This is a genomic window from Gemmatimonadota bacterium (genome assembly GCA_016714015.1).
Taxonomy (GTDB): Bacteria; Gemmatimonadota; Gemmatimonadetes; order Gemmatimonadales; family Gemmatimonadaceae; genus Pseudogemmatithrix.
On sequence record JADJNZ010000007.1, the window covers coordinates 109,411 to 135,706 of the forward strand.

Sequence of the window (26,296 nt, forward strand, 5' to 3'; positions counted from 1 at the left end):
TTCGTGCTTCGGCGCTGCGGCATCCTGTGCATCAGCGCTGCCCGGGATCAGCAGCGCGACCGCGAACAGGAGTTGCCGCCCGGTCCTCAGACGCCCTTTTCTTCGAGCAGCGCCATGAACTGCGCCGGCTCCGTCAACCCGAGCAGTCGCTCAGGGACATCCGACTCCTTCGAGAACTGCGCGATCTTCCCGAGCACGGGGAGATACTGGTTCGAGACCTCGAGCGGCGGCGCGACGATCAGGAAGAAGAACTGCACCGGCTTGTCGTCGATCGCCTTGAAGTCGATCCCGTCGCGCTTCCGGCCGAAGGCCACGCGCAGCTTGCTCACCACGAGCGACCGGCAGTGGGGGATCGCGATCCCGCGCCCGATGCCGGTGGAGCCGAGGTTCTCCCGGCGCTTGAGCATCTTGAAGAGCATGCCCTCGTCCTTCTCGCCCAGCTTGAGAAGGCCGATCAGCTCCTTCAGGATGTCGTCCTTGGTCGTGCCCTCGAGGTCGAGCTTGACCGCGTCCTCGGAGAAGAATTCGCGCAGTTCCATGTCCAGAAACTAGCCATCGGGCAGAACCGTGTCAAACCCCGATGTTGCAAGCACTTGGGGCCTCTCCTAGCTTTCTCCGGATGCCGTTCCCGTACCCGACGGGTCACCCCGTCCCGCTCTTCCTCGCCCCCATGGCCGGTGTCTCGGAGTCGCCCTTCCGGCGGCTCTGCCACCAGTGGGGCGCGGACGTCGTCGTCACCGAGTTCCTCTCGGCCGAAGGCATCCGCCGCGAGAACGAGGCGACGATCAGCAAGCTGCGCTTCGGGAACGACGAGCGGCCGATCGGCGTGCAGATCTTCGGCGCGGAACCCGACGCCATGCGCGAAGCGGCGGCGCTGGTCACGGACACGTTCCAGCCCGAGTTCATCGACATCAACTTCGGGTGCCCGGTCAAGAAGGTCGTCCGCCGCAACGGCGGTTCGGGGTGCCTCAAGGACCTCGGCCTCGTGCAGGAGATCATCCGCGCGGTCGTGAGTGGCACCCATCTCCCCGTCACGTGCAAGGTCCGCAGCGGCTGGAGCGAGGAGATGCGTGACCCCGTCACGATCGGCCTCAAGTGCCAGGAGGCCGGCGTGAAGGCGATCGCGCTGCACCCGCGCACGCGCACGCAGATGTACACGGGGCACGCGCACTGGGACGAGATCGCCGCGATGAAGGCCGCACTCGAGATCCCGGTGATCGGCAACGGCGACATCAAGACGGCGGAGGATGCGCTCCGCATGCGGAAGGAGACCGGCTGCGACGGCGTGATGATCGCGCGCGGCTCGTTCGGCCAGCCCTGGATCTTCAAGCAGGCGCGCGCGCTGCTCGATGGCCAGCCGATGCCGCCGACGCCGGGCGTGGAGGAACGCTTCGCCATCGCGCTCGACCATGCCCGCATGGTCCAGTCGTACGAGCACGACCCCGTCGGGGCGGCGCTCGAGTTCCGCAAGCACCTCGGATGGTACGTGAAGGGGCTGCCCAACTCGGCCGACCTGCGGAAGAAGCTCCATGCCGTGAACTCGTTCGCCGAGGTTGAGGGGATCTTCGACGAGTACCTGAAGAGCGGCTGGATGCGCGAAGCCGAGGTCGCGTGAGGCGCGACCGGGTCGAGGCGCTCCTCCAGGAGGTCGTGCGGGGCGCACTCGACGTGCCGACGGCGCTCGCGCGCCTCGACGAGGCGCCGGTCGACGAGATCGGGTTCGCCACCGTCGACCAGCATCGGGCGCTGCGACAGGGTTATCCCGAGGTGATCTTCGGGCAAGGGAAGACCGCGGAGCAGGTGGTGACGATCGCCGAGCATCTCGCCACCCGCGGTGATGGGTTCCTCGTGACGCGCGCGGACGAGGCGGTGCGCGCCTCGCTCGTGCGGCGCTGGCCGACCGCGGAGGTGAACGCGCTCGGCCGCACCGTGCTGCTGCGGGCCGAACAGCCGCGTGCGCGCGGCACCGCCGTGGTGGCGATTGTGACGGCCGGGACGAGCGATCTCCCGGTGGCCGAGGAGGCCGCCGTGACGCTCGATGCGCAGGGGCATCCGGTGCTCCGCGTGACCGACGTGGGAGTGGCGGGGATCCATCGCATCCTCGCCAAGCGCGAGACGCTGCACGACGCGGCGGTGGTGATCGTCGTGGCGGGGATGGACGGCGCGCTGCCGAGCGTGGTGGGGGGACTCGTGCGCTGTCCCGTCATCGCGGTGCCGACGAGCATCGGGTACGGTGCGGCCTTCGGCGGACTCGCGCCGCTGCTGACGATGCTCAACTCCTGCGCGGCCGGCGTGACCGTCTGCAACATCGACAACGGGTTCGGCGCGGCGGTCGCGGCCGCGCGCATCCTCGGCGGGCGATGAGCGCGCTTTCGTCGGCCCTCATCTTCGTCGCCGGTGCCGCTGTCGGCGCGGCCGCGGTGCGTTGGGTGCTCTTCGGTTCCGGCAGCGACGCGGGGGTGTCACCCGCGTCGCCCGGCGCGACCGGCTCGCGGCTCAAGGCACCCGACCGCTCGCAGGATGCGCTGCTCGCCGCCTTCCGGCCCGAGGACATCCCCGATCCGACCGACGCGCTCCGCGAGGATCAGCGGATCATCGCCGATGCGCTGCGCGACATCGCAAAGCGCCGGGGGGCGATCGGCGCGGTGCTGTGGGCGCTGGACGAAGAGGGCGGCGGGGTCGCCGTGCCGGTGGCGTCGAATGCCGACGATGCGCGGTCGAGCCTCACCCCTGCGGTGATGCCGGTGCTCTCCGTCTCCGATCGGGACCGGGTGGAGTGGGCGGCTCGCAACCGGATGGTGACGGTGGAGCGCACACCCGGCGCCCCGTTGCTCGCGATCGCGCCGCTCGATGCGTCGGGTCAGATCGGTGCCCTCAGCCTCCACTTCGACGCGGCGGCCGCGCCGGACCTCGGTGTGCTGCGCGATGCGCTGGTGGAGCATGCGCGCGCACTCCAGTCGCTCTACGGGCTCGTCCGCACGCGCGGGGATGTCGCGCGACAGAACTTCCGCCTGCGCGGCCTGATCCGGACCGCGGGGACCCTGCAGGCCACCCGCGATCCGCTCGAGCTCGAGCGACTGCTGGTGCTGGATTCGCTCACCGTGGCCGGCGCCCAGTGGGCGGTGCTCGTGCGCTGGGATCATGCGGCCGGGCGCGGCGAGGTGCGCGCGGTGACGCACGACGCGATGGAACTCGGGGTGACCTTCGAGAACCTCGCCGTGACGCCCGACTCGGTCGTCGGCCTCGCGTGCGCCGAGGGGCGGCCGCAGGTCTTCTCCGACGCGCGCGCGTTCGCACGCGCCGAGGATACGATCTTCGGCAGCGGCACGCCCATCCGGGCGCTCGGTTCGCTCCTCGCCGTGCCGCTACGTCGCGGCGATCAGGACCAGCCGCTCGGCGCGCTCGTCTGCGGGCATCGCGAGGTGGCGGCGCTCCGTGCGACGGAGGCGCGCAACGCGAAGAACCTCGCGGTGATCGCCGCCGGCGCGCTCGAGACCGCGTGGGCCGTGGAGGACGCGCGGCGCAACGCCCGGACCGACCCGCTGACCGGGCTCTCGAACCGACGCGGCTTCGACGAACGGTTCTCGACGGTCATCCAGGAGACCGATCGATACGGCGGCGCGGCGGCGCTCATCCTCGTCGATGTCGACCACTTCAAGCGCGTGAACGACACCTACGGGCATGATGCGGGTGACCAGGTGCTGGTCGCGGTCGCGAACGCGCTCGCCGACGGCCGGCGCACCGTCGACACGACGGCGCGCCTTGGCGGCGAGGAGCTCGCGGTGCTGCTGCCGCAAACGGATGCAATGGGCGCGCGCGAGGTGGCCGAGCGGATGCGCAAGCGGATCGAGGCGCTGGTGGTGCGGACGCAGACGGGGGAGGTCCGCGTGACGGCGAGCTTCGGCGTGGCGGAGTACGTGACGCGAAGCGGGCAGCCGGAGGCGGTCGTGGAGCGCGCGGATCAGGCGCTCTACGCGGCCAAGCGCAACGGGCGCAACCGGGTGGAAGTGCTCGCCTGATTGAACCTTTCGTCCCGGCAGGGTAGTATTCAGTTGTAGTCCGGGGGCGACCGGTTTCGATTGTGTAGGTGGCTCTGTGACTGCGCGCCCAGGTCCTCGGGTTCCTGGTAAAACACTCGGGAAATTCACAACTGCGAATAACAACTTCGCTCTCGCCGCGTAAAGCTTAGGCTTTACCCGGCAGTGCCTGAGAGGTAGCCCCGCCCGAGGCGGCACTCAGGTATCGCAAATTCGGGCTGGCTGGCTGGCGCGTCCTCCGCCAGTCGGCGAGATCAAGATGGACTCATCCGTGCGACGGAGGCCCACCGGCCAGCGCCCGGAGAAATCAATCGGTGGGATACGCGCGTAGACGTTGCGGAAGATCTTATGCAAGACGGGAGTTCGAATCTCCCCGCCTCCACTTGAGCGCTGGTGACGTCGTTCGGGATGGATGTATGCGAAGGGCCTCCGGCATGGGAGGCCCTTCGTCGTTCCCGCGCTGCCTGCTCACGCGCGCTCGGCGATGGCCTCGACGACCGCCTTCGCCGCGCGCCCCGCGCCCACGAGCGTCGCGCTCGCGAAGCCCGTCCAGTCCCCGTAGCCGAGCGGGAAGAGGCGCTGGTGCGCGGCCGCGTGCAGGCCGTCCATCGCGATGCGTCCGGAGGCATCCGTGGTGACGAGTGGCGCGAGATGCGAGAGCGCGGGCCGGAACCCCGTCGCGAGGATGACGGCGTCCACCGCCTCCTCGCGTCCGTCAGGCCCGACGACGCCCTGCTCGGTGAAGCGCGACATCAGCGGTGACGCGCGGAGCAACCCGCGGTCGCGTGCGGCTCGCACGGCGGCGACCATCACGACATCCCCGAGCGATCGCGGCGGGGGCGGCGTGCGGCCTTCCTTCAGCGCCTGGAAGCGCGCCGTGCCCTGCTCGAACAGGTATTGCCCATCCACCTCGTCGGGCAGGAAGGTCGGCGGCTCGCGCGTCATCCAACGCACGTGCGCGACATCGAGGAGGTCGGCGAAGATCTGTGCGCCGGAGTTGCCACCCCCCACCACGAGTACACGGCGTCCGACGAACGCCTCCGCACCGGGATAGTGCGCCGAGTGCAGGATCCGTCCACCGTACTCCGTGTCACCCGCGAAGCGCGGAATGACCGGCGCGCCCCACGAGCCGGTCGCGCTGATGACCGCGCTCGCGTCCACCTCCCCTTGGTCGGTCACGAGCCGGAGACGCGGCCCGTCCGCATGCGTCTCGATCACGCGCACGGGCCGTTCGACCGGCAACGCGTACCGGGATTCGTACGCCGAGAGGTATGCGATGGCCTCGTCGCGTGTCGGATAGGTCTCGGCGCCGGCCGGCATGATCCAGCCGGGGAGGGAACTCCATCTCGCGGGCGAGAAGAGCCGCAGGGAGGGCCAGGTGTGCTGCCATGCGCCACCTCGCGCAGGCCCCTGGTCGAAGAGCGCGAAGGACAGGTCGGTCCGTCGCAGGAAGAAGCCCGCCGCGAGGCCCGCCTGTCCTCCGCCGATCACGGCGACGTCGAGGGTGCGTGCCAGGTGACGCCTCAGCAGGGCGTGAGCCTGAGGTGCATCGTCACCGCGGACGCAGGGCAGGCGCCCTGAAACTCCTCCGAGACATGCACGGCCGCGGGTGCCGCCTCGCGCGTGATCCGCTCGAAGCCGAAGCGCGGGAACCAGTGCTCGGCCGTCGTCGTGAGCAGCACGAGCTCGCGCGTCCCTCGCGCCCGAGCCGCGTCGAGGAGCGCGCGAACGAGGGCCTCGCCCACGCCCGAACCGCGCACCGCGGGGTCCACGACCGCGGAGCGCAGCAGCGCGGCATCGCCATAGTCCTCGAGGCCGATCGCGCCGACGACATGGCCGGCACGCTCAGCGACGAGGAAGTGCGCCAGATCCGGTGGCACGCCGTCGAGTGGCAATGCCGCCGCCGTGAGCAACGCGCGCACGGCGGAGAGATCGGACGGCGCGGCGGCGCGGAGCCGCACCGCGCCGCCGGTGGGGTCGGGCGCGGCCGACATCAGCTGCGGCTCGCGGGCTTGATGGCGCGCACGAACGCGCTGCAGAACGCCCCGTCGAGGTCGTCGCTCACCCGATCGGCATCAAGGCCGGAGTCCTTCAGGAAGGCCCGGGCATCCTCCGCCTGGTATACGCGCGTCGGCTCGATCGACGGGCTCACGAAGCCTGCATCCCCGAGGAGCCGCAGGAACTGCTGCTCCTCGAGCGCGCCCGCGATGCAGCCGACCCAGAGCTCCATCGAGCGCCGAACCTCGGGCGGCACCTCGCCGCGCACGATCACGTCGCTCACGGCGAAGCGGCCGCCCGGCTTGAGCACTCGGAACGCCTCGCGGAGGACGCTCGGCTTGTCGACCGCCAGGTTGATCACGCAGTTGGAGATGATGACGTCGACCGAGTCGTCCGGCAGCGGGATCTGCTCGATCTGCCCCTTGAGGAACGTGACATTCGACGCGCCAGCGGCCTCGGCGTTGCGGCGCGCGAGGGCGAGCATCTGGTCGGTCATGTCGAGTCCGTAGACATGCCCCGTCGGTCCGACGCGCTGGGCGGAGAGGAGCACATCGATGCCGCCGCCCGATCCCAGGTCGAGGACCGTCTCGCCCTCGGCGAGCGAGGCGAGGGCCGTCGGGTTGCCGCAGCCGAGTGAGGCGAGGACCGCCGCCGCGGGGATGCCCTGGACCTCCGACGCATGGTAGAGGTCGGAGGTGATGGGGTCCTTCTCCTCGCCGCTGCAGCAGTCGGCGCCGCAACAGGCGGATCGCTCGCCCTCAGCGGCACGGGTGGCGGCGGCGCCGTAGCGGGCGCGAACGAGGGTGGTGATCTCTTGCGGGGTGGTGCTGGTCATCGGGAACTCCTCATGAAGTGGGTGTGTGGGTCGGACCACTTCGGGGGTCCGTGTTCATCCGTCTGCGGTACTGCGAAGGAACGATCGTCGGAGCGGTTCAGCCGCAACAGGCGACCGGAAGTCGTCGGCGTTCGGCGGCGGGCACCTTGTACGCGGCGACGGCCTGCTCCGCGTGCTCGATCCCATCAGCGGCCAGGCGGTAGTGAGTCCAGCGTCCCTCACGTCGCGAGGCCACGAGACCCGCGTCGCGCAGGGTCTTGAGATGGAAGGAGAGCAGGGACTGGCCGCAGGCGAGTTCGGTCTGGAGGTCGCAGACGCACTGCTCGCCGCCGCGGAGCAGGTCCAGGATCCGCAGCCGACGTGGGTCGGAGAGCGCGTGGAAGAGCCCGGCGTGACGCTGTAGGCTCTCCAGGGCGGCATCCGTCCGGTCGCGGTCGCTCCGGTACGGTGTGGTCGTCGAGATCATACATCAATATATCTAGTTTGGTTGATGTATGCAAGCTCCCCTTCCTCGTCGCGCTGACTCGACACCCCAGCCCGCCCGCGTGAGATTTGCGGTGTACGTCTTTCGCGCAGCGTACATTGTGCGGACAGCGATACACGACGGCACCTCCCCCACCGCGGCATCCTCTCTCCTTCCGGCCACATGTCCCACTCCTGGCAGTTCTTCCGCGCAGGCGGCTCCGATCAGGTCGCCCTCGACCGCAGTGCCGATCTCCTCGCACTGCGCGAACTCGACCCGAAGCTCTGGGTGGCGCTCGCGTGCCCGGTGAAGGGACTCGAGATCGACGAGCGGACGCTCGCGCTGATGGATGGCGACGGCGACGGGCGCATCCGCGTCCCCGAGGTCATCGCCGCGGTGGAGTGGGCGGGGAAGATGCTCACCTCGCTCGACACTCTGATGAAGGGCGGGGACCTGCCGCTCGCCTCCATCGACACGACGAGCGACGAGGGACGCGCCGCGGCGGCGTCTGCGCGGGAGATCCTCGCGAACCTCGGCAAGTCGGGGCAGGCGACCATCGCCGTCGCCGAGACGATGGCTACGGCGCAGATCTTCGCGCAGACGACGTTCAATGGTGACGGCGTCATCCCGATCGAGATGATCGAGGACTTGGCGCTCAAGGCGGTCGCGGAACAGGTGGTCGGGCACGCCGGCGCCCGCATCGATCGTAGCGGGAAGATCGGGATCGACCAGGCGGCGATCGACCTGTTCTTCGACGACTGTGCGGCGTACGACGCCTGGTGGAAGGAAGGAGAGGCGAATGCGACCGCGCTCCTCCCGCTCGGCGACCGGACGCCGGCGGCGGTCGCGGCGATGCTCGCCGTGCGAGGGAAGGTGGACGATTACTTCGCCCGCTGCCGACTCGCGGCCTTCGACCCACGGTCGATCACCGCGGTGAATCGGCAGCAGGACGAGTACCTCGCGATCGCAGCGAGCGACATGTCGATCACGGTACAGGAGGTGGCGGGCTTCCCGCTCGCCCGTATCGAGGCATGGCGTGCACTACCGCTCACGGCGGCGGCGGGCGCGTCGGGGGTGGTGGAGGCGATCAACCCGGCGTGGGCCGCGGCGATCGAGACGTTCCGTGCGACCTGCGCGCAGCCGATCCTCGGCGGCACCGCCGCGCACCTGGCCGAAGCCGAATGGGCGCGATTGCAGGCCACGCTGGCCGCGCACGAGGCGTGGGCGGCGCGGAAGGCCGGGGCGGCGCTCGAGGCGCTGGGGGTGACGGCCGTTCGCGCGCTGCTGGCAGGCCCGTCGCGCGCGGGGCTGACCGCGCTCGTGGCGCAGGACGCGGCGAAGGCCCCGGAGATGGAGGCGATCGCCGCGGTGGAGCGACTCGCGCGCTACCATCGCGACCTCTACCAGCTGCTCAACAACTTCGTTGCATTCCGCGACTTCTATTCGCGGGAGCGGCCCGCGGTGTTCCAGGTGGGGCGCCTCTTCCTCGACGGCCGCAGTTGCGACCTCTGCGTACGGGTCGATGACGCGGGGAAGCATGCCGCGCTCGCCGGGCTGGCGAAGAGCTTCCTCGCGTACTGCGAATGCACGCGCAACGGGGAGACCATGACGATCGCGGCCGCCTTCACCGACGGTGACAGCGACAACCTGATGGTCGGACGCAACGGCGTCTTCTACGACCGGCAGGGACGGGATTGGGACGCGACGATCACCAAGCTCGTCGAGAACCCGATCTCCATCCGGCAGGCGTTCTGGGCGCCGTACAAAAAGTTCGTCCGGCTCATCGAGGAGCAGGTCGCCAAGCGGGCCGCTGCGGGCGAAGCGGCCGCCGACGAGAAGCTCGGGACGGCGGCGACGAGCACGGCGCACGCCGAGAAGAAGGCGCCGGAGGCGAAGAAGATCGATGTCGGCACGGTGGCCGCGCTCGGCGTCGCCTTCGGTGCGATCGGCACGCTCCTCACGGCGATGGTCGGCTACCTGGTGGGCATCCTCACGCTCCCCTTCTGGCAGGTGGTGTTGGCGCTGGCCGGCATCCTGGTACTGATCTCGACGCCGTCGATGGTCATCGCCTGGCTCAAGCTGCGGCAGCGCAATCTCGGTCCCATCCTGGATGCGAACGGGTGGGCGGTGAACGGGCAGGTGAAGATGAACGTGCCGTTCGGTGCGGCGCTCACGAAGGTCGCGGAGATCCCGTCGGGATCGGGGAGTTCGTTCGCCGTGCGCTACCCCGAGCCGCCGACCGCGCTGCCCAAGCTCGTCGCCGCGCTCATCGGGGTCGCGTTCGTCGTCTCGCTGCTCAACCACTTCGGGGTGGTCAGCACCCTCACCGGTGGACGGTTCGGCGGGACGGGGGCGGCCGAGGTCGTGACGCCGACCGCGGGGGTGCCGTGATTCGAGGCGCGGCGCTCGCGCTCGCGCTCGCGTGCGTGGTCGCGGTGACCGGGCCGCTGAGCGCCCCGGTGGCCGCGCAGACGGCGCAGACGGTGCCGGCCGCGCGTCACACCGCGGCGGATGTGCGCTTCATGCAGGGCATGATCCATCATCACGCCCAGGCGGTGGCGATGGCGGCGCTGGTCCCCGCGCGGACGACGCGCGAGGACTTGCGCGCGCTCGCGGCCCGCATCGACGTCTCGCAGGTGGATGAGATGGAGAACATGCGCCAATGGCTGCGCACCCGCGGCGCGCCGTTGGCACTCCCGGCGACGACCGTCGGGCACGAAGCGCATGGCACGCACGCCTCGGGCACGCCGATGATGCCCGGCATGCTCTCCGCCGGGGAGATGGACGCCCTCGAACGGAGCACCGGCGCAGAGTTCGAGCGGCGATTCCTCGCGGGAATGATCAAGCATCACGAGGGGGCGCTCGTCATGGTGCGCGAGCTGTTCGGGACGCCCGGGGCGGCGGAAGAGACGGCGATCTTCTCGTTCGCGAGCGACGTCGATGCCGACCAGCGTGCGGAGATCGCGCGGATGCGCCGACTGCTCGCCGCCCTCTCTCCCGGCTGAGCGCCGCTACGGTCTGACGGTCTGGATCTCGACGTGCGACGCCCGCTGCGGCGTCCGCCAGACGCGATGCGTCTGCGCCCTGAAATCCTCGGCCTTCGCCTCGAAGATGTTCGGCACCCAGGTCTGTGGATTCCGGTCGATGATCGGGAACCAGCTGCTCTGCACCTGCACCATGATCCGGTGGCCCTTCAGGAACCGGTAGCTCTGCGAGTGCAGGTCGATGGTGAAGGGCGTGACGGCGTTCGGCACAAGCGGCACGGGGCGCTCGAACGACTGGTGATAGCGGCCGCGGAAGACCTCGTTCGCGACCATCAGCTGGAAGCCGCCGAGGCGGAAGTTCGGGGTGTACTCCTCGGGGTAGACGTCGATGAGCTTGACCACCCAGTCGGCGTCCCGCCCGGTGGTGCTGGCGAACAGCTTCGCCGTGATGTCGCCGGCGAGGACGACCTCGTCGGTGAGGGGCTCGGTGACCCAGGAGAGGACGTCGGGTCGCCCCTCGACGAAGCGTTGGTCCTCGAGGAGCCAGGTGCTCCAGCCGGACCCGCGTGGCGCATACGTCGCTTCGATGGGGCGCGGACGATAGGGGACCGGCTTGGCCGGATCGCTGACGTAGGCGTCGAACGCGTCGCGGACGCCCGCGGCGGGTGGATCGAACGAGAGCTTGCCGCCGGCATGGAAGTAGAGCGCGCGCGTGGTCGCGTCGCGCGGGGGCCAGGCGTCGAATGTACGCCACTGGTTGCTGCCCGACTCGAACACCTGCGCTTCGGTGCGACGCGGCGTGCCGCGGTCCTTGAGGTAGTAGGCGAAGAACGGGGCCTGGATGTTGGCGCGGTAGTACGCGCCGGTCGGTGACCCGAAGTCGATGCGACCGAGGGTCTGCGCCGGACCGTTGCTCCAGCCGCCGTGCCGCCATGGGCCGACGACGAGGAAGTTCTTCGCTTCGCGGTCGCGCTTCTCGAGCTCCTCGTAGATCAGCAGGGGACCATAGAAGTCCTCCTGATCCCACCACCCGGCGACGTTGAGCGTGGGAACGGTCACGCGGGTGAGGTTGCCGCGCATCGCCTGCCGCTGCCAGAAGGCATCGTAGTCCGGATGCTGGGTGAAGTCGGTCCAGGTGGGGAGCGTGCGATCCCGGAGGATGTTCTTCTGGATGTTGGCTAGTGGCCCGACCGCTAGGTACCAGTCGTAGGTGTCGTAGCGATCGAAGGCGAAGTTCGCGTTCTCCTTCGACGACTCGGTCATCCAGGCATACTCGAAGCCGTAGCTCAGGCGGAAGGCGCCGTTGTGGTGGAAGTCGTCGCCGATCCACATGTCGGCGGGCGAGGCCTGCGGGCTCACGGCGCGGAGGGCGCTGTGGCCGCCGAGCATCCCCATGGCCGAGGTCCAGCCGTCGTACGAGACGCCGAGCATGCCGACGCGACCGTTGTGCCCGGGAATGTTGACGAGGAGCCAGTCGATCGAGTCGTTGGTGTCGGTGCTCTCGTCGATCGCGTTGCGTGGGGCGTCGACGGGGCGCGGGGGGCGCTGCATCACGAAGGTGCCGCCGCTCTTGTAGCGGCCGCGGATGTCCTGGAAGACGAAGATGTAGCCTTCCTCGGCGAGCTCCTTGTACGACGTCGTCAGGCGACCGGCGGTCCCGCCCACGCCGTAGGGCGTGCGTTGGAGCAGGAACGGCAACGGTGCATGCGCTTCGCTCGGTTGGAAGATCTCCACGTGCAACGTGACGCCGTCCCGCATGCGGATGTCGGCGCTGGTGTGGAGGTACTTGGCCGGATCGAAGCCGCTGTCGCGCGGCGCCGCCACGGCGGGGGCGGGCTGCTGGGCACGTGCGAGCGGGGCGCGGAGGGCGATCGAGAGCGCGGCAAGGCTCAGGGTCGCGGCGAGGGCGATCGGGCGCAGGCAAGGACGGCGCATCACGAACTCCGGTGAGGCGAGCCTGCGCGGATCAGGAGCTGCGGTGCTCCTCGCGCCAGGCCCAGAGGACGAACACGATCAACGCGGCGAAGAGCGCCGGGGCGAGCATCACGGCCGCGAGCTGGACGATGCCATCGAGCAATGGGCCGGTGTCGTCCGCCCCGGTGTGTCCGATCCGGAAACTGCGCCCTTGGGCGAGCCCGCGCCAGACGGAGAGCGGAATCCACGTGGCGAAGAACGCGACGGTCGCGAGCTGTCGGCCGCGGCGCATGCTCATCCGTCGCGCGCCTCGCGGATGCGAACGAGGCCTTCCTGCGCCATCGACGCGACCAGCGTCCCGTCGCGACGGAAGACCGTCCCGCGCACGAAACCGCGTGCCCCGAAGGCCGAAGGACTGTCGCTCACGTAGAGCAGCCATTCGTCGGCGCGGAAGGGGCGATGGAACCAGACGGTATGGTCGAGCGAGGCGATGAAGAGCCGCGGATCGCGGAAGGCGATCCCGTGGGGCAGGAGCGCGGTGGGGAGGAAGCCGTAGTCGGACGCGTAGGCGAGGACCGCCTGATGGATCCAGGTCGCATCCGCGATCGGTTCCTTGACGCGGAACCAGATCCGCCGCGCGGCGGTCGCGGGATCCTGCCGCTCGATCCGCGCGAATGGGTCCGTGGGCGTGATGTTGCGGATGTCGATCGGCCGGTCCTGCGTGACGATCGCGCGAAACGGCTCCGGCAGGCTGTCGGCGCGGGCGCGGATGAGCTCGAGCTCCGAGGGCAACGACTCGGGGTCGGGCACATCCGGCATCGCGGTCTGGTGATCCAGCCCCGGTTCGCTGATGTGGAAGGACGCCGAGAGGTGGAAGATCGCCTCGCCGTGCTGGATGGCGGTGACCCGTCGACTGGTGAAGCTGCGCCCGTCGCGCGGGCGGTCCACGAAGTAGACGATCGGCGCCTTGAGATCGCCCTCGCGGAGGAAGTAGCCGTGCACCGAGTGCGCCTCGCGACCCTCGGGAACGGTGCGCTGCGCGGCGACGAGCGCCTGCGCGAAGACCTGGCCGCCGAACACGCGTCCCGTCGCGAGGTCACGGTTCTGGCCGCGGAAGATGTCATGCTCGATCGGCTCGAGATCGAGCAACGAGAGGAAATCCTGAACGACGCTCATGCCTGAAATATGAACGCGGGCACGGGCGGACGGGGCAGTCCCGACGCGTCAGGCTCCGGCGAGGGGCAGTGCCGGCTTCGAGACCGGTTCGTCCTGGTTCCGCATGTGGTCGGCGAGCTGGTGCAGCCGGGTGCGAAGGAAGGCGCGGACCTCCTCCGGCATCGGGTGCTCGGCCATCGCCCGATCCATGCACCAGAGCCACTGGTCGCGCTCCTTCGCGCCGATGGCGAAGGGCAGGTGGCGTGCCCGGAGCCGCGGGTGCCCGTACTTCGACTCGTAGAGCGGCGGCCCCCCCGTCCAGCCCGTGAGGTACTCGTGGAGCTTCTCGCGGCTGCGCTTCAGCGAAGGCGCGTGGAGCCGTCGGATCCCCTCCGCCTCCGGTGAGGAGTCCATCAGGTCGTAGAAACGGTCGACCAGTGCCCGGATGCCGTCCGTGCCGCCGAGCTGATCGTAGGGAGTGAGCGGGGCCGTCATCCTAGAAAGATGGGGATCGGGGCGCCGAAGGGCAGTGGCACTGGCGCCCGCGGCCGCCGGAGGCATGGTTCCAGTGGTCCGGCGGCGCGTCCGCGCGGAGCACCCAACGATCCCCGGGGAGCCGTGATGATCTCGCGCGAAAACGTCAGCTCGAGCTGGAAGGAGGGACGCTTCCTCGACCTCTGGGTCGTGCCGCACGCGATGACCGGCGTGACCGGCGCGTTCTCGAATGTCTTCTTCGAGCTGTCCACTCCGCTGGTGTTCATCGTCGGCCTGCTGTTGATGGTCGTGTGGGAGATCGTCGAGATGGCGATGGGGATCCGTGAGGCGTGGGAGAACCAGCTCCTCGACGTGGTGATCGGCCTGGCCGGCGTGGCGGTCGCGCTCATCGTGGCGTCGCGCCTCGGCGAGCGCGCCCGGATCGTGGCGTTCGCGGTCAGCCTGACGATCATGGTCACCACCGGAGTCGTCGGCTGGCTCGCGAGCCGTCGCAAGCGGCGCGAGGGTCGCGCGAAGGGCGGGTCGCGGTAGCGAGTCGCGGTAGCGGGTCGCGCTCGTCGGCGGCGGCGGCCGAACGGCGTCCCACTGCCCAAGGGCGCCCGGCGGACGCATGTTCCGGCCATGAAGAACTCGATCGCCCTCCTCACGCTCCTGCTCGCGAGCGTTCCCTCCCTCGTCGCGGCACAGCGCACGCTCCCGACGCCCGAATCCGTCTTCGGCCACGCCGTCGGCGCGGACTTCAAGCTCATCGACTACGACCAGTCGATCCGCTACTTCCGCCAGCTCGCCGAGGCGAGCGACCGGATGCGGCTCGTTGACGTCGGGCGCACGTCGCAAGGTCGCCCGTGGACGCTGGTGGTGATCTCGTCGCCGCGGAACCTCGCGAACCTGCAGCGGTTGCGGACGATCGCACAGCGGTTGGCGCATCCGGCCGGCCTGAGCGACGCCGAGGCGCGCGCGCTCGCCCGCGAGGGCAAGGCCTTCGTGGACATCTCGGGCGGCCTGCACGCGAGCGAGATCGCGGGGTCGCAGCATACGGTGCAGTTGGCGTACGACCTGCTCTCACGGGACGATGCGCGCACGCGCGCGATCCTTGACGAGACCGTGCTGCTGCTCTGGCCGAGCATCAATCCGGACGGGCAGGACATCGTGGTGAACTGGTACCGCAAGAACGTCGGCACGCCGTACGAGGTGGCGCCCCTCGATTCCCTCTACCAGAAGTACATCGGGCACGACAACAACCGCGACGCCTACATGTTGAACGTCGTCGAGTCGCGGGTGGTGGCGCGCGTCTGGCGGGAGTGGGAACCGCAGATCATCTACGTGCAGCACCAGACGGCGCCGTTCCCGACGCGCATCTGGCTGCCGCCGTTCGCCGAGCCGATCGCCCCTCGCGCCCCCGCCCTCATGTCGCGCGAGGTGAACACGATCGGCATGACGATCGCACAGGTGCTGGAGACGAACGGCCAGCCCGGCGCGACGCACATGGGGAAGGGGTTCGACGCCTGGTATCCCGGCTACATCGATTACATGCCGATGTTGCAGAACATCGCGGCGTACTGGACCGAGACGGCGCTCTTCAGCTATGCGACGCCGGGGTTCTATACCATCGACGACTTCCCGCGCGAGTACCGCGACCTGCGGCCGCAGTCGCTCTATGCCAGCCCGTGGAAGGGCGGCTGGTGGCGGTTGCGCGATGCGGTGGACTACATGGAGACCGCGTCGATCGCGACGCTCGACTACGCGGCGAAGTATCGCGAGGACATCCTGTGGAATCGTTTTCAGGCGGGGCGCGACGCGATCGCGCGGTACCGCAAGGATCCGCCGTTCGCCTACTTCGTGCCACAGGTTCAACGTGACCCGGGAGCGGCGGTCGCGCTGTTGCAGCGGCTCGCGTTCCTGGGGGTGCGCGTTTCGCAGCTCTCGAAGGACGTCACCCACGCGGGACAGCGCCACGTCAAGGGCACCTGGGTCATCGCGATGGACCAGGAATACGCAGAACTCGTGCGCCAGCTCTTCGACCGTCAGGAGTATCCCGATCTTCGCGAGAGCGAAGGCGGGGAACCGGACCAACCGTACGACGCGGCCGGGTGGACGTTGCCGTACTTGATGGACGTGCGCGTCATCGAGGCGCGCACCCCACTCGGCGCGGAGGTGATCGCGGCGATGCAGCCCGTCACCGGCCGCGCCACCGACCCGGCCGCCGCTGAGGCGCCACTCACGACCAACGCGATGGCCGCCGGCATCGTCGTGCCGCCGGGCCGGATCACCGGCACCGGCGCGGCGCTGAGCCTCGATCCCGCGCAGAACGACGCGTTCCGTGTCGTCAATCGTGCCCTCGCGGCCGGTGGCAGGGTGCACCTGCATGATGGCCGGTATGTCGTCTCCGGGGTGGCGGCGGCGACGGTCGAGGGTTGGGCGAGCGCACTCGGCCTCCGGGGCGAGCGAGTGGCGGCTCCCGCAGCGGGCGCCGCGCGAGTCGGCGGACGGATCGCCCTCTTCCGCTCGAACGCCCCGAGCATGGATGAGGGGTGGACCGAGTGGTTGCTGGACACGCACGAGTTCACCTACACGGTCATCAGCAACAGTGACGTCGTCGCGGGTGACCTCGGGGACCGCTTCGATGTGGTGATCCTCGCGTCGGATCGTGCGACGACGTTGCGCGACGGCTTCGGACGCGGGCGCGTGCCGCCGACGCTCGAGGGAGGGCTCGGCGACGCTGGAGTGCGCGCTCTCCAGGCATTCGTGCGGGGCGGCGGGACGCTCGTGGCAATGAACGCGAGCGCCCTGTTCGCGATCGACGCGTTCCATCTCCCGGTGCGCAACGCGGTGCGCGGGCTGGCCTCGAAGCAGTTCTTCGCGAGCGGATCGATCCTCGAGGTCGTGACCGACGCGGCGCATCCGGTGATGGCGGGGATGCCGGAGCGTGCCAAGGTGTTCTTCGACAACAGCCCGGTGTTCACGACGCTGGACGGGTTCGAAGGGACCGCGCTCGCGCGGTACGAGCGCGCCGGATCGCCGCTGCTCTCGGGCTACTTGCTCGGCGAGTCGTACCTCCAAGGGGCCGCGGCGGCGCTCGACGTGAAGCATGAGCGCGGGCGCGTGGTGTTGCTCGGATTCCGGCCGCAGTGGCGCGGCCAGACGGTCGGGACCTTCCGGGTGGTGTTCAATGCGGCGCTGTACGGGCGCGAGGTCGCCGGGCAGGCGAAGCCGACGGCAGGATTCTGGACGAGCCCAAAGCCCCCGGCGGATTCGACGCGGCGCTGAGGCGTCGCCGACTCAAGCGCAGGAACCCTCCCGCCGACACTGAGCGTGGAGGGCTGCGCTTGACCGACATCGATCCCATGCGCGCGCGCCTCGCCGAGGCGATCGCGGGCGACTACGACCTGCTGGACGAGCTGGGCCGCGGCGGGATGGCGACCGTCCACCTCGCGCATGACCGTGCGCTCGATCGGCGCGTGGCCATCAAGATGATGGCCCCGCACCTGGTCGCGGTGGACGGTATGGCGGAGCGCTTCCTCCAGGAGGCGCGCGTCGCGGCGGCGCTCTCGCATCCGCACATCGTCCCGATCCACGCGGTGCGGCGGAGCGGGGACCTGCTGTACTTCGTCATGCGGTACGTCGAAGGCCGTTCGCTGGACGTGATCCTCGCCGAACGGGGGCCGCTGCCGGTGCCCATGGTCCGCGCGATCCTCACCCAGGTGGGCTCCGCGCTGGAGGCCGCGCACCGGAAGGGTGTCATTCATCGGGATATCAAGCCGGCGAACATCCTCATCGACGAGCACGGCGATGCGGTCGTAGCCGACTTCGGCATCGCGCGCGTCGGTGCCCGACCGGGCACGACGGAAGTGGGGCAGACCGTGGGGACACCCGAGTACATGAGCACCGAGCAGTGCGCCGGATGGGCACTCACTGGCGCTGCTGACCAGTACTCGCTCGGTGTGGTGGCCTATGAACTTCTCGCCGGCGCGCCCCCCTTCCGCGGCGCCACCCTCCTCGAGGTCGTCTGGAAGATGGTGAACGAACCGGCGATGCCGGTCATCGTGCACCGGCGCGACGTCGCAGAGGGGCTCTCGGATGCGATCGAGCGCATGATGTCGCGACGTGCCGAGGAGCGGTTCCCGTCGGTGTCCGATGCGATCGCTTCGCTCCCGCCGCTGACCCTCGCGCCGGACGACCCCGTGCGGCGTGAGCTCATCGCATTCGCGGCGGCACGCGCCACTGGACATGCCACCGACCGCGCGACCGCGGCCGCGACGACGGTCGGCTCGAGTGCCGCTCGCCGCGCCGTGCCGAGTGCCAGCGCACAGACCGTGGTCACGACACCGGCCGCCGCGGCGCCGGTGGACGTCGAGTCCCTTCCGTTGCCGGACGTCACCGGCCGACAGGGCGTCCCCGATGTTGCCGCACTTCGTCTTCCGATGGTCGCCGGTGTGCTGACCATCGACGACGTCATCCCCCTCTGTCCCGAGGCGACGGACTCGACCGGCCGGCCGATCGTCGATGCCGGACTCGCATGGACTTCGAGCGATCCCGCGGTGGCGCGTGTCGGCCCTGATGGGCGCGTCGTGGCCGTCGGCACCGGTCGTGCCGCGATCACCGCGCGGAGCGGCGACGCGATGTGCACGCTGTCCCTCGTCGTGACCCGTGCGGGACTGCGGACCATCGCGCTCGCCCCGCGGCCGAGCGCGCTCGAGGTGGGTGACCGGCTCGCGCTCACGCTCGCGACGGGCGAGTCGGAGGCGTTGTTGCCGCATCCACGGCTCGCGGCCTGGCGGTCGAGCGATCCCTCCGTCGCTGCGGTCGATGCGGTCGGACGCGTCTCGGCGCTGCGCGAAGGGGCAGTGGAGATCATCGCCACTACCGGGGGCGCGACGGGGAGCGTCGCGTTGCGCGTGACGCGTGCGGTCATCACGGCGGTCAACGTCTCGGGCACGCCGTCGCGACTCGTGATCGGGGAGCACTTCCGTCTGTCCGCGAGCGCCGAGAACGCGAAGGGGCATCCCTTGCACGGCCTGCCGGTCACGTGGGAGGTCAGCGATCCGGCGATCGCCGCCATCTCCCCGGACGGCGACCTCGTCGCACTCCGCAGCGGGCAGGTGCTGGTGGCCGCTCGGGTCTCCGGACGCGTGGGCACCACACGGGTTACCGTGTCAGCGCCGGCGTTCGCGGGGTGATCGTCGAGAGCCGTCTGCCGGGCGCGCGGGCTAGCGCGCGCTCGCGTCGAACATCCAACCCATGATCCACCAGCGCACGCCGTCATCGAACAGCGTGATGCTGTTGACGCCGCGCGCGAAGGGTTCGCCGCCGGGGGTCCTTGCCGAGGCGTAGGAGCTCCAGACGTGGACCATGTTCCCGGAGCGCCGCACTTCCCGGGCCGTCTCCCATTCCCAGAACCCCTCGGCGCGCGGGCGATTGGCACCGTGGTACTCGGCGAGCGGGATCACGCGAACGGCCGGGCCGCTCGCGGCGTTCGCGCTGGCGATCGCGACCCACGCCTTCGGATGATGCAGGCTCCGGTCGCGCGCGGTATCGGGCGCTGCGCCGGCCGGCCCCGAGACGACCTCGTAGTAGGCGCGGATGATGCCGTCGATGGTCGCGACATCCTCCGGTCGCGGGGACTGGGCCGCGCCCGCGCGCGCGACGAGCGCAACGAGCAGGCCCACGGTCCAGAAGCTGAACGCTCGGGACATCATCCCTTCACCGCCTGCGCCGCCGCCAGCCGCGCGATCGGCACGCGGAAGGGAGAGCAGCTGACGTAGTCGAGTCCGACGCCATGGCAGAACGCGACCGAGCGCGGCTCGCCGCCATGCTCGCCGCAGATCCCGACCTTGAGCGCAGGGCGGGCGGCGCGGCCCTCGATCGTCGCCATCTCGATCAGCCGACCCACGCCCTCCACGTCGAGCACCTGGAAGGGATCGTCCTTGTAGATCCCGCGCTCGACGTACAGCGGCAGGAACCGCCCCGCATCGTCGCGGCTGAGGCCGAGCGTCGTCTGCGTGAGGTCGTTCGTGCCGAACGAGAAGAACTCGGCCTCGGCGGCGATCTGGCGCGCGGTCAGCGCCGCGCGGGGCAACTCGATCATCGTGCCGACGAGGTACTTCACCGTCGTCCCGGTCTCCTTCGCCACCTGCGCCGCCACCCGGTCGACGATGATCCGCTGGTGCCGGAACTCGTTCACGGTGCTCACGAGCGGGATCATCACCTCGGGCTGCACGATCACGCCGCGGCGCGCCATCGCCGTCGCCGCCTCGAAGATCGCCCGCGCCTGCATCTCGGTGATCTCGGGGTATGTGACCCCCAGGCGGCAGCCACGGTGGCCGAGCATGGGGTTCGACTCGCGCAGGGCCTCGACGACGCGCATGAGCTCTCGCCGCGTCACGCCGACGCGGCGGGCGAGGAGTTTGGCCTCCTCGCCGCCGTGCGGGAGGAATTCGTGGAGCGGCGGGTCGAGCAGGCGAATCGTGACCGGATAGCCGTCCATCGCCTCGAAGATCCCCTCGAAGTCGGCACGCTGCATGGGCAGGAGCTTGGCGAGCGCCCGGCGGCGACCGCCCTCGTCGTGCGCGACGATCATCTCGCGCATCGAGTGGATGCGATCCCCGTCGAAGAACATGTGCTCGGTGCGGCAGAGCCCGATGCCCTCGGCGCCGAAGCCGCGCGCGACGCGCGCATCGTGCGGCGTGTCGGCGTTGGCGCGCACCTTGAGCCGGCGGCGCGCGTCCGCCCAGCCGAGGAGCTCGGCGAAGCCGCGATACACCGGCGCGTCCTCCTGCGAGAGCGTGCCGGCGTTCACCTGCATCACCTCTGACGGCATCGTCGGCAGGTCCCCGAGGAAGACCTCGCCGGTGCCACCATCGAGCGTGATCCAGTCGCCTTCGTTGACCTCGACGTCGCCGACCTTGAAGCGGCGGTGCGTGGAGTCGACACGGATGGCGCCGCACCCGACGACGGCGCACTTGCCCATGCCGCGGGCGACGACCGCCGCATGCGAGGTCATGCCGCCGCGTGCCGTCAGCACCGCGCGCGCGGCGACGATCCCGTGGAAGTCCTCCGGTGTGGTCTCGTCGCGCACGAGGACCACGGCGTCGCCGCGCGCGGCGCGAGACTCGGCCGCGTCGGCGTCGAAGACGGCGATGCCGCTGGCCGCACCCGGGCTCGCCGGCAGGCCCACGCAGATCGCGTCGCCCTGGCCGGTGCGGTCGATCACCGGGTGCAGCAGCTGGTCGAGTTGCGACGCCGGAACGCGCTGGAGCGCCTCGGGACGCGAGATGAGGCCCTCGTTGACGAGGTCGCGCGCGATGCGCACCGCGGCGGCGGCGGTGCGCTTGCCGATGCGCGTCTGCAGGAGGTAGAGCTTCCCGCGCTCGACGGTGAACTCGAGGTCCTGCATGTCCCGGAAGTGCCGCTCGAGGAGCGACTGCGTGCGCAGCAGGTCGCCGTACGCCTCGGGGAGCACACGCGCCATCTCGGTGATCGGCTGCGGCGTGCGGATGCCGGCGACCACGTCCTCGCCCTGCGCGTTCACGAGGAACTCGCCGTAGAAGAGCTTCTCGCCGGTGCTCGGATCGCGGGTGAACGCGACGCCGGTCCCCGAATCGTCCCCGAGGTTGCCGAACACCATCGCGACGATGTTCACGGCCGTGCCGGGCGTCTCGGCGATGGCATTCACGCGGCGGTAGTCCACTGCCTTCTTGAGCGTCCACGACTTCCACACCGCCTCGGTCGCGCCCCACAGCTGTTCGCGCGGGTCGTGCGGGAACGGCTTGCCGGTGACGCTCTTGATCAGCTGCTGGTACTCGAGCACGAGCGCCTGCAGCACCTCGGCGGGGAGCTCCGCGTCGGTCTTCGCGCCCGTGGTCAGGCGCTTGGCGGCGAGCAGGTGCTCGAAGTCGTGCATCGGCACGCCCAGCACCACGTCCCCGTACATCTGGAGGAGACGCCGATACGAGTCGTATGCAAAGCGGGGGCTCCCCGAGAGCTTGGCGAGTCCGGCGACCGTCTCGTCATTGAGCCCGAGGTTCAGGATGGTCTCCATCATCCCGGGCATGGAGACGCGCGCGCCGGAACGCACGGAGACCAGCAGGGGATTGGTCGCATCGCCGAACCGCTTCCCGGCGGCGGCCTCGAGGCGCGTCAGCGCGCGCTCGACCTCGTCGACGAGCCCCGCCGGGATGGTCCCCTTGGCGAGGTACGCGTCGCAGAGATTGCACGCCATGGTGAACCCGGGCGGGACGGGCACGCCGAGATTCGTCATCTCGGCGAGGTTCGCGCCCTTGCCCCCGAGGAGGTCGCGATCGTCCTTGGTGGCCTCGGCCTTGCCGTTCCCGAAGAAGAAGACGGACTGCGTCACGCTGGAGCCTCCGCGCCCCGGGGGGCGCCTGGCCGCCTAGCCGAGCCGGAGCTTCTCCGGGACGGACGGCGGCTTGGTGGGATACTGCCCGCTGAAGCACGCATGGCAGAAGCCGTCAGGTCCGTTGGGGACCGCCTGCAGCATCCCGTCGAGCGAGATGTAGCCAAGCGAGTCCACCCCGATCTTCCGGGCGATCTCCGCCACACTGTTGTTCGCCGCGATCAACTGCTCGCGGTCGGGTGTGTCGATGCCGTAGTAGCAGGGTCCCGTGATCGGGGGGGACGAGACCCGCATGTGCACTTCCCGCGCACCGGCCGCGCGGATGAGGCTCACGAGTCCCTTGGTGGTCGTGCCGCGAACGATGGAATCATCGACCATCACCACGGACTTCCCTTCGAGGATCTCGCGCACCGCGTTGTACTTCACCTTCACCTTCGCATCGCGCCCGCTCTGCGTGGGCTGGATGAACGTCCGTCCCACGTAGTGGTTGCGGATGAGCGCCAGTTCCAGCGGGATCCCGCTCTGCTCGGCGAACCCGAGCGCGGCGGAGTTGGACGAATCGGGGACCGAGAAGACGAAGTCCGCGGTGGGCGCCGGATGCTCCTTCGCCAACTGACGACCGAGCGCCCGTCGCGCCCGGTCCACGGAGCCGCCGAAGACCCGGGAGTCGGGACGCGCGAAATAGACGTACTCGAAGACGCAACGGTGCAAGTTCGGTGCCGCCTTCCGCTGGAGCGTCCGCAGCGTCCCCTGGGGCTCGACCGCCACGATCTCGCCCGGCTGGATCTCCCGGACGACGGTCGCGCCGCAGATGTCGAGCGCGCAGGTCTCGGAGGCGAAGACGACCGCGTCGCCGATCTGGCCCATCACCAGCGGGCGCCACCCGTACGGGTCGCGCGCCGCGACGAGGGTCTCCCCGATCATCACGAGCAGGGAGTACGCCCCCTCGACGCCCTCGAGCGCCTCGGCGAGCTTCTCCTCCGGCTTCGCCGCCTTCGACTTGGCGAGGCGATGGACGATCACCTCCGAGTCCATCGTCGAGCTGAAGATCGACCCTTCGTCCTCGAGGGCGTGCCGGATCTCCGTCGCGTTGGTGAGGTTGCCGTTGTGCGCGAGCACGATGTGCCCGCCCTTGAAGCGGACCATCGCCGGCTGCGCGTTCTCGATGGTGCTGGAGCCGGCGGTGCTGTAGCGCGTGTGCCCCAGGGCCACCGGGCCCGTGAGCTCCTTCATCTTGTCCGCGGAGAACTGGTCCGAGACCAGCCCCATCGCGCGGATGCCGTGCACCTCGCCGTCGAGGTTGGTCGAGACGATCCCGGCCGATTCCTGGCCACGGTGCTGGAGGGAATAGAGCCCGAGGTGCGTCATCGCCGCCGCACTCGGATGCCCGCTGATGCCGAAGATGCCACACATCAGGCCGGTCCTCCGTCGAGGGCGGGGTCATGGTCCACGGCCTCGGCCGTCGCGCGGGACATGGCGCGGGGCAGGGCTTCGTGGTAGGCGTCGATCATCCGCGCCGTGGAGAGTGCGAGCTTCGTGCTGCCGGACGTGATGTCCAGCCCGGTGCTCGACGCGGTGACGGCGCCGATCACCCGCGCCGGCACGCCGTGCGCCTTGGCGACGGCCAGGACGCGATCGACATGCGCGGTGGAGACGACGACGCGCCCCTGCGCCTCGCCGAAGAGCAACGCGCGCGCGGCGAGCCCGCTCCACGCGCCGAGGTCGATGGTGGCGCCGGTCGGATGCTCGCGATCGGACATGCAGCACTCGGCGAGCGCGACCGCGAGGCCGCCCTCGGAGCAGTCATGCGCCGAGCGGACGAGGCCGGCGCGGATCGATTCGAGCAGGGCCGCAATGAGGCGCTTCTCTCCCTCGAGGTCGCACGCGGGCGGCGCGCCGGCGACGACGCCGTGCACCCACGCGAGGTACTCCGACCCGCCGATCTCGTCGGTGTTCTCGCCGAGGAGCACGATCGCATCACCCGGCGTGGTGAAGTTCATGCGCGTGGCGTGCGACGCATCGTCGAGCAGACCGACCATGCCGATGGTGGGCGTGGGATAGACCGCGCCCTGCGGGTTCTCGTTGTACAGCGAGACGTTGCCGCCGGTGACCGGTGTGTCGAGCACGCGACAGGCGTCGCCCATCCCGTACACCGCCTCGCGGAACTGGAAGAACACCTCGGGCTTCTTGGGATTCCCGAAGTTGAGGCAGTTGGTGATCGCCTTCGGGGTGGCGCCGGTGCAGGCCACGTTGCGCGCCGCCTCGGCGACGGCGATGCGGCCACCCACGCGCGGGTCGAGGAAGACATAGCGCCCGTTGCAGTCGGTCTTGAGCGCGATCGCCTTGTTCGTTCCGCGGATCCGGATCACGGCCGCGTCGGCGTGACCGGGACCGGCGACGGTGTTGGTGCGCACGGTCGAGTCGTACTGCCGATGGATCCAGTGCTTGCTGGCGATCGTCGGCGCCTGGAGCAGGCGCTCGAGCGTCCACGCGGGATCGGCCTCGCCGGGGAGCGGCGCGATCGCGTGCACGTCCCGTGCGCGACGGGCGACGGCCTCAGCCGATTCCTTCGCTTCGGGATGGTATTGCGGGCAGTCGGTGACGAGCCGCGTACCGGGGAACTCCGCGACCACGTGCTCCCCTTCGGTCACGCGATACACGGGTTCGGCGATCACCTCGCCGATGACCTCGGCGGTGAGATCCCACTTGAAGAGGATCTTCCGGACCTCCTCCTCGTGCCCCTGCTTCGCGACGACGAGCATCCGCTCCTGCGACTCGCTCAGGAGGATCTCGTAGGGTGTCATCCCGGTCTCGCGGACGGGGACCTTCTTCGTGTCGATCGTGACGCCGACCTCGCCGCGCTCGGCCATCTCGGCCGACGACGAGGTGAGGCCCGCGGCGCCCATGTCCTGGATGGCGACGATGTGGCCCGAGCGGATGAGCTCGAGCGAGGCCTCGAGGAGCAGCTTCTCGGTGAACGGGTCGCCCACCTGCACGCGCGGGCGCTTGGCCTCATTCTCCTCGGAGAGATCCTCCGAGGCGAAGGAGGCGCCATGGATGCCGTCGCGCCCGGTGCGCGCGCCCACGGCGATCACCGGGTTCCCGATGCCCTCGGCCTTCGCGGTGATGAGCTCCTCGACCTTCATCACGCCGACGCACATCGCGTTGACGAGCGGATTCCCCTCGTAGGCGGCATCGAACATCACGTCGCCGGCGACGGTGGGGATGCCCACGCAGTTGCCGTAGTCCCCGATGCCCTTGACGACGCCGGCGACGAGGTAGCGCACCCGCGGCGTCTCGAGCGACCCGAACCGCAGCGAGTTGAGCATCGCGATGGGCCGCGCGCCCATGGTGAAGACGTCGCGCAGGATGCCGCCGACGCCGGTGGCGGCGCCCTGGTACGGCTCGACGGCCGACGGATGGTTGTGCGACTCGATCTTGAAGGCCACCGCGAGCCCGTCGCCGATGCTGATGACGCCGGCGTTCTCGCCGGGGCCCTGCAGCACCCAGGGGGCCTTGGTCGGGAGGGTCTTGAGCACCGGGCGCGAGTGCTTGTAGGAGCAGTGCTCGCTCCAGAGCGCGCTGATGATGCCGAGTTCCGTGAACGTGGGCGTGCGGCCCAGCATGTTCACGAGCCGGTCGTACTCGTCCATCGTGAGCCCGTGCTCGGCGACGAGCGCGGGCGTGATGGTCGGGTCCCCCGGGCGGGGCGTGGCCCCAGTGGCTCCAGTGGTCACTTGCTGCGCAGTCCCTTGAAGAGGTCGCGGATGAACGTCCCGGTCGCGCTCTCGCTCGTTCGTCCGATCATCTCGATCTCGCCCGCGTCGAGCCACATGCCGTGGCAATCCGGGCAGCGGTCGACCTTCACGTGCGAGAACTCGGTCTCGACGAGGTCGGCACCGCACTTGGGGCACTTCATGTGATGCGCCTTCCGTTCCGCGGCCTTGCGCTCGGCGTCGAGCTTCGCGCGCTGGGCCTTCAGGAGTTCGGCATCCTGCAGGAGGAAGTACTCGTCCTCGTTCTTCGACGGCTTTTCGGTGGACATCTGGATGAAGGCTGAAG

At 69.9% G+C, this 26,296-nt stretch carries 22 protein-coding genes and 1 other RNA gene; 9 read left to right on the forward strand and 14 right to left on the reverse strand.

The window, feature by feature from the left end; all coding sequences use genetic code 11:
- Positions 1-86 precede the first annotated feature (86 nt).
- Positions 87-539, reverse strand: coding sequence for a PTS sugar transporter subunit IIA (locus IPJ78_14845; GenBank protein MBK7907819.1), 453 nt, complete (start codon positions 537-539; stop codon positions 87-89).
- Between the two features lie 80 nt (positions 540-619).
- On the opposite strand from IPJ78_14845, the gene dusB reads away from it, so the two are divergent.
- The 4 genes from dusB (at position 620) to ssrA (ending at position 4,422) form a co-directional block, all read left to right on the forward strand.
- A complete protein-coding gene (gene dusB / locus IPJ78_14850) occupies positions 620-1,615 on the forward strand; it encodes a tRNA dihydrouridine synthase DusB (GenBank protein MBK7907820.1) in 996 nt (331 codons plus the stop codon).
- Positions 1,612-2,364 (forward strand): nickel pincer cofactor biosynthesis protein LarB, encoded by a 753-nt coding sequence (gene larB, locus IPJ78_14855; GenBank protein ID MBK7907821.1) that lies wholly within the window; start codon positions 1,612-1,614, stop codon positions 2,362-2,364. The genes dusB and larB overlap by 4 nt, the downstream gene beginning before the upstream one ends.
- Positions 2,361-4,019, forward strand: coding sequence for a GGDEF domain-containing protein (locus IPJ78_14860; protein MBK7907822.1), 1,659 nt, complete (start codon positions 2,361-2,363; stop codon positions 4,017-4,019). Before larB ends, IPJ78_14860 begins: the two co-directional genes overlap by 4 nt.
- 42 nt (positions 4,020-4,061) lie before the next feature.
- Positions 4,062-4,422, forward strand: a transfer-messenger RNA (tmRNA) gene (gene ssrA, locus IPJ78_14865).
- Positions 4,423-4,505: 83 nt separating this feature from the next.
- On the opposite strand, the gene IPJ78_14870 is transcribed toward ssrA, so the two are convergent.
- From IPJ78_14870 to IPJ78_14885, 4 genes are all read right to left on the reverse strand, one after another.
- Positions 4,506-5,552, reverse strand: coding sequence for an NAD(P)/FAD-dependent oxidoreductase (locus IPJ78_14870; GenBank protein MBK7907823.1), 1,047 nt, complete (start codon positions 5,550-5,552; stop codon positions 4,506-4,508).
- Between the two features lie 8 nt (positions 5,553-5,560).
- A complete protein-coding gene (locus IPJ78_14875) occupies positions 5,561-6,031 on the reverse strand; it encodes a GNAT family N-acetyltransferase (GenBank protein MBK7907824.1) in 471 nt (156 codons plus the stop codon).
- Positions 6,031-6,870 carry an arsenite methyltransferase gene (locus IPJ78_14880; protein ID MBK7907825.1) on the reverse strand — a complete coding sequence of 280 codons (840 nt, stop codon included), beginning with the start codon at positions 6,868-6,870 and terminating at the stop codon, positions 6,031-6,033. Before IPJ78_14880 ends, IPJ78_14875 begins: the two co-directional genes overlap by 1 nt.
- A gap of 97 nt (positions 6,871-6,967) precedes the next feature.
- On the reverse strand, positions 6,968-7,336 hold the full coding sequence (locus IPJ78_14885; protein MBK7907826.1) for a helix-turn-helix transcriptional regulator: 369 nt from the start codon (positions 7,334-7,336) through the stop codon (positions 6,968-6,970).
- Positions 7,337-7,516: 180 nt separating this feature from the next.
- On the opposite strand from IPJ78_14885, the gene IPJ78_14890 reads away from it, so the two are divergent.
- On the forward strand, positions 7,517-9,724 hold the full coding sequence (locus tag IPJ78_14890) for a hypothetical protein (protein MBK7907827.1): 2,208 nt from the start codon (positions 7,517-7,519) through the stop codon (positions 9,722-9,724).
- Positions 9,721-10,338, forward strand: a complete 618-nt coding sequence (locus tag IPJ78_14895; protein ID MBK7907828.1) for a DUF305 domain-containing protein — start codon at positions 9,721-9,723, stop codon at positions 10,336-10,338. The genes IPJ78_14890 and IPJ78_14895 overlap by 4 nt, the downstream gene beginning before the upstream one ends.
- A gap of 6 nt (positions 10,339-10,344) precedes the next feature.
- On the opposite strand, the gene IPJ78_14900 is transcribed toward IPJ78_14895, so the two are convergent.
- The 4 genes from IPJ78_14900 to IPJ78_14915 are packed head-to-tail and all read right to left on the reverse strand — an operon-like array spanning position 10,345 to position 13,881.
- Positions 10,345-12,252, reverse strand: coding sequence for a CocE/NonD family hydrolase (locus IPJ78_14900; protein MBK7907829.1), 1,908 nt, complete (start codon positions 12,250-12,252; stop codon positions 10,345-10,347).
- 31 nt (positions 12,253-12,283) lie between these two features.
- The gene (locus tag IPJ78_14905) at positions 12,284-12,529 is read right to left on the reverse strand and encodes a hypothetical protein (protein ID MBK7907830.1); all 246 of its coding nucleotides are present in this window, start codon (positions 12,527-12,529) and stop codon (positions 12,284-12,286) included.
- Positions 12,526-13,407, reverse strand: a complete 882-nt coding sequence (locus IPJ78_14910) for an acyl-CoA thioesterase II (GenBank protein MBK7907831.1) — start codon at positions 13,405-13,407, stop codon at positions 12,526-12,528. Before IPJ78_14910 ends, IPJ78_14905 begins: the two co-directional genes overlap by 4 nt.
- A gap of 48 nt (positions 13,408-13,455) precedes the next feature.
- Positions 13,456-13,881 carry a group II truncated hemoglobin gene (locus tag IPJ78_14915; GenBank protein ID MBK7907832.1) on the reverse strand — a complete coding sequence of 142 codons (426 nt, stop codon included), beginning with the start codon at positions 13,879-13,881 and terminating at the stop codon, positions 13,456-13,458.
- A 126-nt stretch (positions 13,882-14,007) separates the two neighbouring features.
- Between IPJ78_14915 and IPJ78_14920 the strand changes: the two genes are divergently transcribed.
- The 3 genes from IPJ78_14920 (at position 14,008) to IPJ78_14930 (ending at position 19,058) form a co-directional block, all read left to right on the forward strand.
- The gene (locus IPJ78_14920; protein MBK7907833.1) at positions 14,008-14,412 is read left to right on the forward strand and encodes a hypothetical protein; all 405 of its coding nucleotides are present in this window, start codon (positions 14,008-14,010) and stop codon (positions 14,410-14,412) included.
- Between the two features lie 90 nt (positions 14,413-14,502).
- Complete coding sequence (locus IPJ78_14925; GenBank protein ID MBK7907834.1) at positions 14,503-17,148, forward strand: hypothetical protein; 2,646 nt, start codon at positions 14,503-14,505, stop codon at positions 17,146-17,148.
- A gap of 59 nt (positions 17,149-17,207) precedes the next feature.
- Complete coding sequence (locus IPJ78_14930) at positions 17,208-19,058, forward strand: protein kinase (protein MBK7907835.1); 1,851 nt, start codon at positions 17,208-17,210, stop codon at positions 19,056-19,058.
- Positions 19,059-19,088: 30 nt separating this feature from the next.
- Here IPJ78_14930 and IPJ78_14935 read toward each other — a convergent pair whose 3' ends face one another.
- The 5 genes from IPJ78_14935 to IPJ78_14955 form a co-directional block, all read right to left on the reverse strand.
- The gene (locus IPJ78_14935; GenBank protein MBK7907836.1) at positions 19,089-19,574 is read right to left on the reverse strand and encodes a hypothetical protein; all 486 of its coding nucleotides are present in this window, start codon (positions 19,572-19,574) and stop codon (positions 19,089-19,091) included.
- Entirely contained in the window at positions 19,574-22,234 is a 2,661-nt protein-coding gene (locus IPJ78_14940; GenBank protein MBK7907837.1) for a pyruvate, phosphate dikinase, read from the reverse strand. The genes IPJ78_14935 and IPJ78_14940 overlap by 1 nt, the downstream gene beginning before the upstream one ends.
- A 36-nt stretch (positions 22,235-22,270) precedes the next feature.
- Positions 22,271-23,647 carry an amidophosphoribosyltransferase gene (locus IPJ78_14945; GenBank protein MBK7907838.1) on the reverse strand — a complete coding sequence of 459 codons (1,377 nt, stop codon included), beginning with the start codon at positions 23,645-23,647 and terminating at the stop codon, positions 22,271-22,273.
- Positions 23,647-25,887 carry a phosphoribosylformylglycinamidine synthase subunit PurL gene (gene purL / locus IPJ78_14950; GenBank protein MBK7907839.1) on the reverse strand — a complete coding sequence of 747 codons (2,241 nt, stop codon included), beginning with the start codon at positions 25,885-25,887 and terminating at the stop codon, positions 23,647-23,649. The genes IPJ78_14945 and purL overlap by 1 nt, the downstream gene beginning before the upstream one ends.
- Before the next feature lie 80 nt (positions 25,888-25,967).
- Positions 25,968-26,279, reverse strand: a complete 312-nt coding sequence (locus IPJ78_14955; protein ID MBK7907840.1) for a zf-TFIIB domain-containing protein — start codon at positions 26,277-26,279, stop codon at positions 25,968-25,970.
- Positions 26,280-26,296: the final 17 nt, after the last annotated feature.

Bases quoted from the DNA above. Each gene is read 5' to 3' on its own strand.
- IPJ78_14845 (MBK7907819.1), bottom strand. From the start codon at position 539: ATGGAACTGCGCGAATTCTTCTCCGAGGACGCGGTCAAGCTCGACCTC.
- IPJ78_14880 (MBK7907825.1), bottom strand. From the start codon at position 6,870: ATGACCAGCACCACCCCGCAAGAGATCACCACCCTCGTTCGCGCCCGC.
- IPJ78_14875 (MBK7907824.1), bottom strand. From the start codon at position 6,031: ATGTCGGCCGCGCCCGACCCCACCGGCGGCGCGGTGCGGCTCCGCGCC.
- IPJ78_14925 (MBK7907834.1), top strand. From the start codon at position 14,503: ATGAAGAACTCGATCGCCCTCCTCACGCTCCTGCTCGCGAGCGTTCCC.
- IPJ78_14905 (MBK7907830.1), bottom strand. From the start codon at position 12,529: ATGAGCATGCGCCGCGGCCGACAGCTCGCGACCGTCGCGTTCTTCGCC.
- IPJ78_14860 (MBK7907822.1), top strand. From the start codon at position 2,361: ATGAGCGCGCTTTCGTCGGCCCTCATCTTCGTCGCCGGTGCCGCTGTC.
- IPJ78_14915 (MBK7907832.1), bottom strand. From the start codon at position 13,881: ATGACGGCCCCGCTCACTCCCTACGATCAGCTCGGCGGCACGGACGGC.
- IPJ78_14945 (MBK7907838.1), bottom strand. From the start codon at position 23,647: ATGTGTGGCATCTTCGGCATCAGCGGGCATCCGAGTGCGGCGGCGATG.
- IPJ78_14890 (MBK7907827.1), top strand. From the start codon at position 7,517: ATGTCCCACTCCTGGCAGTTCTTCCGCGCAGGCGGCTCCGATCAGGTC.
- IPJ78_14935 (MBK7907836.1), bottom strand. From the start codon at position 19,574: ATGTCCCGAGCGTTCAGCTTCTGGACCGTGGGCCTGCTCGTTGCGCTC.
- IPJ78_14900 (MBK7907829.1), bottom strand. From the start codon at position 12,252: ATGCGCCGTCCTTGCCTGCGCCCGATCGCCCTCGCCGCGACCCTGAGC.
- dusB (MBK7907820.1), top strand. From the start codon at position 620: ATGCCGTTCCCGTACCCGACGGGTCACCCCGTCCCGCTCTTCCTCGCC.
- IPJ78_14910 (MBK7907831.1), bottom strand. From the start codon at position 13,407: ATGAGCGTCGTTCAGGATTTCCTCTCGTTGCTCGATCTCGAGCCGATC.
- IPJ78_14920 (MBK7907833.1), top strand. From the start codon at position 14,008: ATGATCTCGCGCGAAAACGTCAGCTCGAGCTGGAAGGAGGGACGCTTC.
- purL (MBK7907839.1), bottom strand. From the start codon at position 25,887: ATGGACGAGTACGACCGGCTCGTGAACATGCTGGGCCGCACGCCCACG.
- IPJ78_14955 (MBK7907840.1), bottom strand. From the start codon at position 26,279: ATGTCCACCGAAAAGCCGTCGAAGAACGAGGACGAGTACTTCCTCCTG.
- IPJ78_14885 (MBK7907826.1), bottom strand. From the start codon at position 7,336: ATGATCTCGACGACCACACCGTACCGGAGCGACCGCGACCGGACGGAT.